The organism is Streptosporangium subroseum (genome assembly GCF_900188345.1).
Lineage (GTDB): Bacteria > Actinomycetota > Actinomycetes > Streptosporangiales > Streptosporangiaceae > Streptosporangium > Streptosporangium subroseum.
On record NZ_FZOD01000008.1, the window covers coordinates 88,970 to 101,112 of the forward strand.

A 12,143-nucleotide genomic window follows, 5' to 3' on the forward strand; every position below is an offset into this window, starting at 1 on the left:
CGGGTGATTGCCCGTTCAAATCGTAGGGCCCCGCCGTGGGTGACGGCGGGGCCCGTGTGGAGCGATCGAGGCTTACTTCTTGGGCGGGGTCACCTGAATGAGCGCGCCGAGGTCACCGGGGAGCGGGGTGAGAAGCTTGAGCTTCACGCCCAGCGCCTTGCCCTCGTCGCCGGGGTTGCCCGAGCCGAGGACGTGGCCGTTGCCCATGTCGAGGCCGTACAGCTCGGTGGCGGGGCTGCCGTCGGGGTTGACGACCCGCGTGCTGTACGGCTGGTCGCCCTTGGAGGGGACGACCACCGAGGCGTCGAAGTCACGGTAGAACAGGCTGCCGTCGCGCGACTCGAAGCCGGGGTACCAGGTCTTGGCGTCGGTGAACTCCGGGACGCCCTTCAACGCGGGCACCTTGGTGCAGTACTCGCTGAAGGGCTCGCCCGGCCCCTCGAAGCACTCGGTGAAGGGGTAGGTCTTGTCGAAGGAGAACGCCGCGTTCGAGGTCTGCACGCGACCCTGCATGTTCTTGAGCGTCGTGGTGTCCTTCTCCGCTGCCTTTCCGGTCCGTCGCAGCGGGTCGAAGTGGGAGTCGACGAGGATCAGGCTGCCCTTGGAGCCGATGCTGGGCGCCAGTTCCAGGTTGTTGGACACCGAGTTGTTGCTGTAGTTCGAGTCGCGGAACCAGACGAGCATGCCGGGGGCGTTGTACTTGACCTTCTCCACCTTCCACGCGCCCTCACGCGAGTAGTCGGTGCTGTAGGTGTACTGCAGGCCCTTGTCGAACCCGTCGAAGTTACGCCACTCGGCCAGATAGAAGCGGGAGACCTCCCGCTTGCCGTCGTTGACGACCCAGCCCTGGCCGTGGGTGCCGTTGAAGCTGCCGCCGGTGGCCGTCCAGCCGGTGGCGCCGCTCTCGAGGTCGTCGCTCCAGACGGTCTGGGTGCCGTTGGTGAGCGCGAAGTCGTCGACGTGCCAGCCGCGCGGGGTGAAGGCCGCGTCGGTGTTGTAGGTCAGGCGCAGCTTGACGGTCTTGCCGGCGAAGGGGGCGAGGTCGACGTAGTCGTGCCGCCAGCCGTCGGTGTTGCCGGTGAGACCGTACTTCTTGCCACCGAACGCGGCGAGGTTCTTGTTGGGGTCGGTGTAGTCGTCGTCGGTGGAGACCAGGGCGCCGCCCTCGGTGTAGACCTTCTGCTGGGTCCAGGTGGTGCCACCGTCAGTGGAGATCTCGACGAAGCCGAAGTCCCAGTCCTCCTCGATCTCGTAGTTGTTCCAGAGCCAGAACTTCACGTCGGTTCCGGCGGGCACCGGGACGTCGCGGGTGATCTTGGAGTTGGCCCACTCCTGGTCGAAGTTGGACCAGAGCGTCTTGGTGCCGCTGTGCGGCTCGACCATCGTGACCGGGGGGCTGGCCACGTTGACCCGGATGCCGTCCTCGGTGAGCTTGGGCGTGCGCGAGGCCTGGCCGACCAGCACCGTACTGGCGCGGTCACCGGGGTTGAAGACCTTGGGGTTGGCCCAGCCGAGGATCCACTTGTCCCAGATGCCCATGTGGGTGGGCATCGACTGGAAGATCGGGCCGCTGTGCGAGCCGCTGGACATCAGGTCCCAGAAGTCGACGGCCGAGGAGGCCGCGCCCGAGGTGTCGTAGAGGTCCGGCAGGCCGAGGTCGTGACCGTACTCGTGGGCGAAGACGCCGACGCCGGAGTCCTCGGGCTGCACGATGTAGTTGGAGATCTTCACGTTCTTGCCGGGCACCTGGTAGCCACCGGCCACCGCGCTGGAGTGAGCCCAGATCGCGTAGGTGCCCTGGGCGCCGCCGTCGGAGGACTTGTCCTTGCCCGCGTGGACCAGGACGAGGTGGTCGACCACGCCGTCGGGCTCGGCGAAGTTCCCGTCGCCGTCGGCGTCGCCGACGTCCTCGAGGTCGTAGTCGGCCCACGGGAAGTTCGGGTCGGAGGCGGCCAGGGCGTTGACCGTGTCGATGGCGAGCTGGCCGGCCCCGAGCTTGTTGCTCGGGTGACCGCTCATGTCCTGCACCACCTGGCCGCAGGCGCGCGCGCCGTAGTAGGCCTCGGAGTGCGGCACCTTGATCCACGGGCTTGCCTGCCCGGTGACCGTGTAGGCGCCCTTGGACATCTCCTCATACATGTTCTTCATGGTCTGGCCGGAGATGTCGATGCCCTTGCGGCCGTCCCGGGGGTCGGTCAGGTCGGGGCGGACGCGCTGGGTGATGCCCGTCTTGGTGTAGAGCATCTTGTTGAAGTGGTCGGGACTGAAGTCCGGCACCCAGAAGCTGTTGTTGTCCTTGTGGGACAGCTTGGCCGGGTCAACGATCTTGTTGTGCAGCGGGCCGTTGAGCAGCGTGCCCGGCGGCTCGGTGACGCACTCGGCCGGGTCCTCGCTGGTCACGCTCGCCGGGCGGGAGAAACCGGAGAAGTCGTCGTTGGCCTTGTCGTTGAACTCCACCAGCAGGGTGAGGAGCTTGGCCGTCTTGGCCGTCTTCGCCTTCTTGAAGAGGAAGTCGGCGGGGTTGAGCTTCGTCCTGATCGCTTCGCGCTCGCGGGAGGCCAGCACCCGTGCGGCGACGGGGTTGCCCCCGGAGTACTTCTGGTCGAACTTCTTGGCCGCGCTGATCTTGCGTGCCCTGGACGACGGCACGGCCGGATCGTCGATCTCCGGCTCGTCCCTCGGCGGCGCGTAGTTGATGTAGTAGTCGGCCGCGGTGGGCTGATACCGCGCGACCGAGGTGTCGCTCTCCGCGGACGCCCCGCCCACCGCCAGCCCCGCAACGGCCAGGCCAAGCACGGGCACCATCGTGAGAAGGCGTCTGCGCGCGCCTCCACTACTGACTCTGCTGGACAACGCATCCCCTCCCTGCCCCGGGTTCGCCGGGCGCGGACATCCTCGGCGCGCCGGATGAGCGTGCCGAGCGGGAGGTTAGACGAGAAGGTAAAGCGACAGTAAAAACGCCAAATGATGTTGCAAAACTGTAATCATTACCGTCTGTCAGAAAACGATGACGATTTCCATTGCAATTTCGCCTGTCACCGCTTTACAGCAGGTCAGCACGTTGATCACGTCCCGCCGGATCGACGGGGCGTCTCCGGGACCGCGAAACGGCCCGAACTCATGGGGTGAAACGGACGGTAAACAATCACGAGTTTGCGGGCGCGGGCCGTACAGTCCGCTTGTGACTGCTATCGCCGAACTTGTCGCTGCCCTCGCCCCCGGGAAGGTGGTGACCGACCCCGATGTGGCCGACTCCTACGCCCGGGACCGGACCTTCCTCGAACCCGGCAAGCCCCTGGCCGTCGTACTGGCGGAGACCAGAGACGACGTGGTCGCCGTCCTCAGATGGGCGACCGAGCACCGGGTGCCCGTGGTCCCGAGGGGCGCCGGGACCGGGCTGGCGGGCGGGGCGACCGCGATCGAGGGATGCGTCGTGCTGGCGCTGCACAAGATGACGGCCATCACGGAACTCTCACCCGCCGACGAGATCGCCGTGGTGGAGCCCGGCGTCATCACCGCCGACCTGGATCGGGCCGCCCGTGAGCATGGGCTGATGTACGCCCCCGACCCCTCCTCCTACGAGATCTCCACGATCGGCGGCAACCTGGCCACCAACGCGGGCGGGCTGCGGTGCGTGAAGTACGGCGTGACCCGCGACTCGGCGCTGGGCCTGGAGGTCGTGCTCGCCGACGGGCGGGTGCTGAACACCGGCAGGCGCACCGTCAAGGGCGTGACGGGTTACGACCTGACCGGGCTTTTTGTCGGATCCGAGGGAACCCTCGGGGTGATCACGGCGGCCACCGTACGGCTGCGCCGGGCGCCGTCGGTCTATCCGGCGACGATCGCGGCGGAGTTCGGCTCCCCCAGGGACGCCGCCGCGGCGGTCGCCGCGATCATCGCGGCCGGGTGTCAGCCGTCGCTGCTGGAGATGCTCGACCGCAACACGCTCAAGGCCATCGACGACTGGAGGAACATCGGGCTGGAGGCGTCCACCCGGGCGATGCTGATCGCCCAGTCGGACGCCGCGGACGCTCCGGCGGTCTCCGAGCGCATGTCGGAGCTGTGCACCGCGAACGGCGCCTCCTTCGTGGCGGTGTCGTCGTCCGTCCAGGAGGCCGAGGAGCTGATCGGGGTCCGCAGGATGGCCTACCAGGCCAAGGAGCGGCTGGGGAAGTGCCTGGTGGAGGACGTGTGCGTGCCCCGGTCCGCACTGCCGTACATGATCGAGAAGATCGAGGCCATCGCGGCGAGACACGACGTGCTGATCGCCACGGTCGCCCACGCCGGCGACGGCAACCTGCACCCGGTCTTCATCTTCGACCACAACCTGGCCGAGCCGCCACCGAGCGTGTGGGCGGCGGCCGACGAGGTCTTCAGGGAGACCCTGGCGGCGGGGGGCACGCTCACCGGCGAGCACGGGGTCGGGCTGCTGAAGCAGCGCTGGCTCTCCCTTGAGGCCGGACCCACCGCCAAGGAGATCCACCACGGGATCAAACAGGTCTTCGACCCGCTCGGCATCCTCAACCCCGGCAAGGCCATCTGACCCGCCTCTCGCGAAGGGCGGCGAATATTCGCAGATCATTCGCATCTCCACACACACTGGTAGCGTTCTGCACCACATAAACCATTTTTTTAGGTTTTGTCGGGGGGCATTGTGGTGCAGCCGCTCACAGCGGACGATCCTCGGCGCCTGGGCTCGGTCGAACTGGTCGGGCGTCTCGGGGAGGGCGGCCAGGGGGTCGTCTACCTCGGCCGGGGCCCGGCGGACGAGCAGGTCGCCGTCAAACTTCTTCACCACGGTCTGGCCTCGGATCCCGAGGCCAGGACGCGGTTCCTGCTGGAGGTGTCGGTCGCCCAGCGGGTGGCCAGGTTCTGCACCGCCTCGGTGCTCCACGCCGACCTCGCGGGCAGCCAGCCGTACGTCGTGAGCGAGTACGTCCCGGGACCGTCCCTGCGCCAGCTGGTCGACAGGGAGGGACCGCGGCGCGGCGCCGCGCTCGAACGTCTCGCCATCAGTACGGCCACCGCCCTGTCGGCGATCCACCGGGCCGGGATCCTGCACCGCGACTTCAAACCCGCCAACGTGCTGATGGGCCCCGAGGGCCCCGTGGTGATCGACTTCGGCATCGCCAGGGCGCTGGACTCTCCGGGGACGACCGCGACCGGGACGGCGATGGGGACGCCCTCCTACCTCGCCCCCGAGCAGCTGAGGACCTCCGAGGTGACGTCCGCGGCCGACGTGTTCGCCTGGGGTGTCACGATGGTCTTCGCCGCCACCGGGAAGCCCGCGTTCGGCCAGGACTCCATCGCCGTCGTGATGAACCGGATCCTGACCACGGAGCCGGACCTGGGCGGGCTGGAGGGCACGCTCCGCGACCTGGTCGCGGCGTGCCTGTCGAAGGACCCGGCGCTGCGTCCCACCGCCGAAGAGCTGGTCAGCTACCTGATGGGCGCTGTCTCCACCCATCAGGTACGGCGCACGACACCCACCGTGATACCCACGCCGATGACCGTGCGGCTGGACACCCGGCAACAGGGCGACCCCCCGCAGAACGATCCGCGGCAGGGCCATCCCCCGCAGCAGCAGGGCCGTCCTCCGCAGGGACCCCCGCAACAGCACGGCAACCCCCAGCAAGGCCCTTCCCCGCAGAGCCATCCACACCAGCAGGGCAACCTCCAGCAGGGTCCTCCCCCGCGGAGCCACCCCCAGCAACAGGGCCATCCCCCGCAGGTCAACCCCCAGCCGCAGGGCCATTCCCCGCAGGGACCCCCTCAACAGCGCCCGCCTCAGCAGAGCCGTCCCCCTCAGGGCACCCCCCCGCAGCAGGGCAAACCTCAGCGAGACAAGCAGAAGCCGCGACGGCCGGTCGGACTGCTCCTCGCGGGGGCGGGGATCGTGGCCGCGCTCGCCGTGGCCACGGGGACCGTGGTCATCATGCAGGCCAACGCGAACACCTCGGTACGGATCGCGATGAAGACGCCCGCCCCTTCGACGGTGGAACGGGCGGACCCGACGATCCTCCCCGAGGACCCGCCCTCGGCGGAAGAGTCCTCGAAGATCAAGAAGGTCACGCCGCCCCCGCTCCGGCGCACGAAGGCGCCGTCGCCACAGCGGACGCAGAAGGCGGGCGAGAACGAGGGAGCCCCGACCTCGGAGCCGAAGAAGAAGGCGTCGACGTCGCCGTCGGCCCTTCCCGAATCGACGCCGAAGCCCACGGTGAAGCCGACCTCGAAACCCACGGTGAAGCCGACGGTCACTCCCAAACCGACGGCCACCGCCAAACCGACCGTGAAACCCACGACCGCACCGCAGAAGCCGAACCCCTACACGGCGGCCGGTGTCTGCGGCAGCGGCTACACGCAGGTCGAGGCCCATGCCCTCGGCAGCGCCGCGACCATCTACCTCCTCTACAACTCCTCCGCGGGCAAGAACTGCGTCGTCACCATGTCCAGGTACGAGTTTCCCTCGAAGATCTCGATGAACGCGGTGCTCCAGGTACAGGGCGGCGCGTCGGCGAGCAACCCCGGAAGTTTCACCGTCTACGCGGGCCCGGTACGGCTCGCCGCCGTCAAGAAGTGCGTCATCTGGGGCGGCTCGCACGGCTCGCTGTCCTGGCAGAGCGGCTGGAGCCATTGCGACTGAGGTAGAGAAGCGTCCTCGATGCTCCGGCCCGGCTCGATGAGGTGGGTGGACGGGCCGGTGGTCCGGGGCCCGTCCACCTGAACTAACTTTGGAGGTAAGGGGGCTGAGGAGAGGCGCCGGGGCGATGGACTCAGAGATCGATTACGAGGTGGTCTTCAAGGCCCTCGTGGCCCCGCTGCTGTTGTTGACGCCGGACTTCGTCGTGGTGGCGGCCAACGACTCCTATCTGAAGGTGACCGGGCGGCGTCGGGCGGACCTGCTCGGCCGGCACTTCTTCACCGTCTTCCCCGGAAATCCCAACGCTCTCAACGATCCCGACATGCAGGGGGCGGACTGCCTGCGTGCTTCGCTGGAACGGGTTGTCGCCACCGGCGAACGGGACACCATGGCGCTGCAACGGTATGACATCGAGGCGAGCGGCAGCCCCGGGGCATTCGAGGAGCGGTACTGGAGCACGATCAACATGCCCATCCTCGGCCCGGACGGCGAAGTGAAACTGATCATTCACCGCAGCGAGGAGGTCACCGGTTTCCTCCAGTTGCTGAGGCGGTCCGGTGAACACGGTCTCATCTCCGCGCGGGCGGAGGTGGAGGCGTTGGAAGCCGACGTCTACGTTCGCGCCCGCGAACTCCAGGACCTCAACGAACGGCTCCAGCAGGCACAGAGACAACAACGCCAGACCGCGTCGGCGCTGCGGGAGACCATCGAACGGGAGCGGCGGTTCGTCTTCGACGCCTCCCACGACCTGCGCAACCCGATCACCGGGCTGCTGACCGAGTTGGAGGTCGCACTCTCAGGACCCGACACCGGCCTGCAGCAGATCCTGCGCAAACTGCTGCGAGGCGCCGAGCGACTCGACGACATCGTCGCCGATCTGCTCGAACTCGCTCGCCTGGACACCGCGGCGCCCGCCGCCACCGAACCGGTCGACCTGGGCCGCCTCGTCGTGGAGGAGCTGGAACGCCGCACTCTGACCACCACCGTCCTTGCCCGGCTCGATCAGCAGGTGGTGGTGCACGCCTCCCGGATCCGGCTGGCCCGGCTCCTGGCCAACCTGCTGGCCAACGCCGAACGGCATACCACTACCGTGATCGAGATCATCGTCACCACCGCCCCGCCCGACGCGGTCCTGGAGGTCATCGACGATGGACCCGGCATCGCCCCGGCAGACCGCGAAAGAGTCTTCGAACGCCTCTGCCGCCTGGAGGATGCCTGTCACCGGGATCCCGGCGGCTCCGGGCTCGGGCTGCCCATCGCCCGTGAGATCGCCGAGAGCCACGGCGGCCACCTGTATGCCGCCGATCACCCCACCGGTGCCCGCTTCGTCCTCCGCCTCCCCCTCGCCGCCTAGGGTCCATCGGCGTCGCCGCCATCGGGCAGGTCGTCGACCTCGATCACCGAAGAACGCGGGGGAAGATTCCCCTCCGCCATGCCAGGGGGCGCCGACGGTCACGATTGTCTATCGCCACCGGAAGAATCCGCGACAGTGCCGACACATAAAGTAGCCGACTGATTTCATAAGGTGATATCGCTCGACCGGACGTCATCGCGAGCACCCCGGCACCCGCACGCGCCAGGGCGAAAGGAGAGGCCGTCAGTCTTTCCACCCGCCCACCTGCGGGCTCCCGTCCGCGGTGAGGCATGCCCGGCCGGTTCAACTCTCATACGGCGCACCGCTCACATGCTCGGAGGTGTTCATGATCGAGGTACTCATCGTCTCGGGCCTGCTGGCGGCCGCCGTCATCACGGTCCTGGTGATCATCGTCAGGCGGCTCAATACGACGAGTCGCCGGCGGGCCGTGGCCACGTCCGACCGCGACCAGGCGGCCTTCGAGCAATGGCTCGATCTCCAGCCCACCGACGCCGAACGGCAACTGGCGCTCGGCGAGCTCGACGAGATCTTCACCAGCGGCCGGATCGGCCAGCCGGAGCACACCGAGCGCGTCTCGATGATCATGGAGGCCCGGACCAATCGCGAAACTCAACAGGCGCTGGAAGAGCTGAGGTCACCGGATGAGGTGTGAGCGGGCCGACCACGAGGCCGGGACACCTGTCCCGCCCCTCGCACAGGTCACGAGGCCCGCAGAAAACGCAGCCGGACACCGGTGGACCCCGGTATCCGGCTGTGGGCACCGCCTGACGGCGACAGCGTCAGACGATCATTGACGGACGGTCTCAGTGGCCGATGCGGTCCGAGTCGTCGGCGGCGGCCTCGCCCTGGTCCAGGGCCGACATGGCCTCGACCTCGTCGGGGGTGAGGGTGAAGTCGAAGATGTCGATGTTCGTCTTCATCCGCTCCGGGCTGGCGGACTTCGGCACCGTGATCAGGCCGAGCTCGATGTGCCACCGCAGAACGACCTGCGCGGGCGTCCTGCCGTACCGCTCGGCGATCTCGACGATCACCGGGTCCTTGAGCAGTTCGCCGCCCTGGCCGATCGGGCCCCACGACTGCGTGGCGATGCCGTGTTCGGCGTGGTAGGCCCTGGCGGCGTCGCGGGTGAGGCCCGGGTTGAGCTGGATCTGGTTGACGTCGGGAACCACGCCGGTCTCGGCGAGCACGCGGTCGAGGTGGGCGGGCTTGAAGTTCGACACGCCCAGGGCCCGGATCCTGCCGTCCTCCAGCAGCTTGGCGAGACCCTTGACGGCGTCGACGTAGCGGTCCTGCCGGGGCAGCGGCCAGTGGATGAGGTACAGGTCGATGTAGTCGACGCCGAGACGCTCGGCGCTGGCCGCGAACGCCTCCTGCACCCCGTCGTAGCCGTGCCACTCACCGTTGAGCTTGGTGGTGACGAACAGCTCCTCCCGTGGCAGGCCCGACGCGCGCAGGCCTCGGCCGACGCCCTCCTCGTTGCCGTAGGCGTAGGCGGTGTCGACGAGGCGGTAGCCCGCCTCGACCGCCTGGACCACGGCCGTCTCGGCCTCTTCATTCGACATCGGCCACGTGCCCAGGCCGATCAGGGGAATGGAGGCACCGTGGACGAGCTTCAGCGTCGGGGCTCCGGGTGTCTTACTCATGGGGCTGCGGGTCCTTCGGGGGAAGTGCGGACGGGATAAGGGGGGATCGGGGGAACAGACCAGTCGGTCCAACGGAACCTGAGTCAGGTCCATTCCGCGCCCTGGCAGGCGCGAGGGTTGTGGACTATCTTACTGACGTGATCGTCAAGTCTGAGGCACTGACCAGCCGGGGCCGGCGGACGCGGGCCGTGCTCATCCAGGCCGGTCGGGAGGCGTTCGAGGAGCAGGGCTACGACGCCGTGCGCATCGACGACGTCTGTGCGCGGGCGGGCGTCTCCCACGGCACCTTCTACACCTACTTCGGCTCGCGGGAGGACCTGTTCCGCGAGGTGGCCGGGGCGGTGGTGGGCGAGATGTTCACCGCCAGCGTGGTCGGGCCCGCCGCGCCCGAGGACCCCTACGCCAGGATCGAGGCCGCCAATCTGCTCTACCTGCGCGCCTGGGCCTCCAATTCCCGGCTCATCCGAATGCTGGAGCAGGTCGCGACCAACGACGAGAGCTTCCGCGAGCTCCTGCTGGAACTGCGCGAGGTCTTCGTGCGACGAGGCGCGGAAGGGCTGCGCCGCCTGCAGGAGCAGGGGCTGGCCGATCCGGCCCTGGATCCACGGCTGACCGCCGTGATGCTGGGCGGGATGGTCGAGCACTTCGCCCACGTCTGGCTCGACCTCGGCGAGCAGGCCGACGAGCGGACCGCCGTCGCCATGCTCACCACGCTCTGGGCTCGGGCCATCGGCCTGACACCGGCGTCAACCAGAGGAGAGGATTCATGAACCGGCTGGAGACCTCCGGAATCGAGTACTCGACCCGGCGCGAGGCGATGCTCGCCAAGCTGGCGGAGCTCGACGCCGAGCAGGCCAAGGCGGTGGCGGGCGGCGGCGAGAAATACGTCGAACGGCATCGCCGGCGGGGCAAGCTGCTCGCCCGGGAGCGGATCGAGCTGCTGGTCGACCCGGATTCGGCGTTCCTGGAGCTCTCTCCGCTGGCGGGCTGGGGCAGCGACTTCCCCGTCGGGGCGAGCGTGGTCACCGGGATCGGGGTGGTCGAGGGCGTCGAGTGTGTGATCATCGCCAACGACCCGACCGTACGGGGTGGTTCGTCCAACCCGTGGACCCTGCGCAAGACGCTCCGGGCCGCCGACATCGCCTTCCAGAACCGGCTGCCACTGGTCAACCTGGTGGAGTCCGGCGGGGCGGACCTGCCGACGCAGAAGGAGATCTTCATCCCGGGTGGCCGGATATTTCGTGACCTGACCCGCCTGTCAGCCGCCGGGATCCCGACGATAGCCCTCGTGTTCGGCAACTCCACCGCCGGTGGGGCGTACGTTCCCGGCATGAGCGACCACGTGGTCATGGTGAGGGAGCACGCGAAGGTCTTCCTCGGCGGGCCGCCGCTGGTCAAGATGGCCACCGGGGAGGAGTCCGACGACGAGTCGCTGGGCGGCGCCGAGATGCACGCCCGGGTCAGCGGCCTGGCCGACTACCTCGCGGCCGACGAACACGACGCGCTGCGGATCGGGCGGCAGATCGTCAGGGGCCTGAACTGGCGCAGGCTGGGGGTCGCCGCGCATGCCGTACGGGATCCGCTGCACGACGAGGACGAGCTGCTGGGAATCGTCCCCGAGGACCTGAAGATCCCCTTCGACCCGCGCGAGGTCATCGCGCGGATCGTGGACGGCAGCGACTTCGACGAGTTCAAGCCCCTGTACGGCGGGAGCCTGGTGACGGGGTGGGCGCGGCTGCACGGCTACCCGATCGGGATCCTGGCCAATGCCCGGGGGGTGCTGTTCAGCGAGGAGGCGCAGAAGGCGGCGCAGTTCATCCAGCTCGCCAACCAGGCTCGCACGCCGCTGGTCTTCCTGCAGAACACGACCGGCTACATGGTCGGCAAGGACTACGAGCAGGGCGGCATCATCAAACACGGCGCCATGATGATCAACGCGGTGTCCAACTCGACCGTCCCGCACCTCACGATCGTCATGGGCGCCTCGTACGGCGCGGGCAACTACGGCATGTGCGGCCGGGCGTACGACCCCCGGTTCCTGTTCGCCTGGCCGAGCGCGAAATCCGCCGTCATGGGGCCGGCGCAGCTCGCCGGGGTGCTGTCCATCGTCAGCCGGGCCTCCGCCCAGGCCCGGGGTCAGGTCTACGACGAGGAGGGCGACGCGGCGATGCGCGAGCTGGTCGAGGCGCAGATCGAGGCCGAGTCGCTGCCGTTCTTCCTGTCGGGCCGCCTCTACGACGACGGGGTCATCGACCCCCGCGACACCCGCACCGTCCTGGGCCTGTGCCTGTCCGCCGTCAACAACGCCCCCGCCCCGGAGCCCGCCGGCTTCGGCGTCTTCCGGATGTGATCATGATCTCGACGTTCCCGGAGACCCCGGTGTCTCCAACGGCCTCCGTGTTCCCGGCGGTCCCGTGCTCACCCGGCCGGAAACCCGTCCTCTCCTCGGGCCGAGGCCTCGCCTCCCCCGCTGCCCCCAGGCTCG

General features: G+C 68.5%; 8 protein-coding genes. 6 read left to right on the top strand and 2 right to left on the bottom strand.

Features of this window, described 5'->3' with window-relative positions; all coding sequences use genetic code 11:
• Positions 1-72: 72 nt before the first annotated feature.
• Entirely contained in the window at positions 73-2,805 is a 2,733-nt protein-coding gene (locus tag CHC08_RS10845) for an immune inhibitor A domain-containing protein (protein ID WP_089207090.1), read from the bottom strand.
• 376 nt (positions 2,806-3,181) lie between these two features.
• Between CHC08_RS10845 and CHC08_RS10850 the strand changes: the two genes are divergently transcribed.
• The 4 genes from CHC08_RS10850 (at position 3,182) to CHC08_RS10865 (ending at position 8,667) form a co-directional block, all read left to right on the top strand.
• Positions 3,182-4,543: an FAD-binding oxidoreductase gene (locus tag CHC08_RS10850; protein ID WP_089207091.1), complete on the top strand. Its 1,362-nt coding sequence runs from the start codon at positions 3,182-3,184 to the stop codon at positions 4,541-4,543.
• 114 nt (positions 4,544-4,657) lie between these two features.
• On the top strand, positions 4,658-6,643 hold the full coding sequence (locus CHC08_RS10855) for a serine/threonine-protein kinase (protein WP_089207234.1): 1,986 nt from the start codon (positions 4,658-4,660) through the stop codon (positions 6,641-6,643).
• Between the two features lie 124 nt (positions 6,644-6,767).
• Entirely contained in the window at positions 6,768-7,994 is a 1,227-nt protein-coding gene (locus CHC08_RS10860) for a PAS domain-containing sensor histidine kinase (RefSeq protein ID WP_089207092.1), read from the top strand.
• Positions 7,995-8,340: 346 nt separating this feature from the next.
• Positions 8,341-8,667, top strand: coding sequence for a DUF1707 domain-containing protein (locus CHC08_RS10865; RefSeq protein WP_143653163.1), 327 nt, complete (start codon positions 8,341-8,343; stop codon positions 8,665-8,667).
• A gap of 151 nt (positions 8,668-8,818) precedes the next feature.
• Here the strand turns inward: CHC08_RS10865 and CHC08_RS10870 are convergent, their stop codons facing one another.
• Positions 8,819-9,658: an aldo/keto reductase gene (locus CHC08_RS10870; protein WP_089207094.1), complete on the bottom strand. Its 840-nt coding sequence runs from the start codon at positions 9,656-9,658 to the stop codon at positions 8,819-8,821.
• Between the two features lie 137 nt (positions 9,659-9,795).
• Between CHC08_RS10870 and CHC08_RS10875 the strand changes: the two genes are divergently transcribed.
• Positions 9,796-10,428, top strand: a complete 633-nt coding sequence (locus CHC08_RS10875) for a TetR/AcrR family transcriptional regulator (RefSeq protein WP_179281978.1) — start codon at positions 9,796-9,798, stop codon at positions 10,426-10,428.
• Positions 10,425-12,008, top strand: a complete 1,584-nt coding sequence (locus tag CHC08_RS10880; RefSeq protein WP_089207096.1) for an acyl-CoA carboxylase subunit beta — start codon at positions 10,425-10,427, stop codon at positions 12,006-12,008. The genes CHC08_RS10875 and CHC08_RS10880 overlap by 4 nt, the downstream gene beginning before the upstream one ends.
• The last annotated feature ends 135 nt before the right edge of the window (positions 12,009-12,143 follow it).

Excerpts from the sequence above, each read along its gene's own strand:
- CHC08_RS10845 (WP_089207090.1), bottom strand. The coding sequence starts at position 2,805 with ATGGTGCCCGTGCTTGGCCTGGCCGTTGCGGGGCTGGCGGTGGGCGGG.
- CHC08_RS10860 (WP_089207092.1), top strand. The coding sequence starts at position 6,768 with ATGGACTCAGAGATCGATTACGAGGTGGTCTTCAAGGCCCTCGTGGCC.
- CHC08_RS10865 (WP_143653163.1), top strand. The coding sequence starts at position 8,341 with ATGATCGAGGTACTCATCGTCTCGGGCCTGCTGGCGGCCGCCGTCATC.
- CHC08_RS10870 (WP_089207094.1), bottom strand. The coding sequence starts at position 9,658 with ATGAGTAAGACACCCGGAGCCCCGACGCTGAAGCTCGTCCACGGTGCC.
- CHC08_RS10880 (WP_089207096.1), top strand. The coding sequence starts at position 10,425 with ATGAACCGGCTGGAGACCTCCGGAATCGAGTACTCGACCCGGCGCGAG.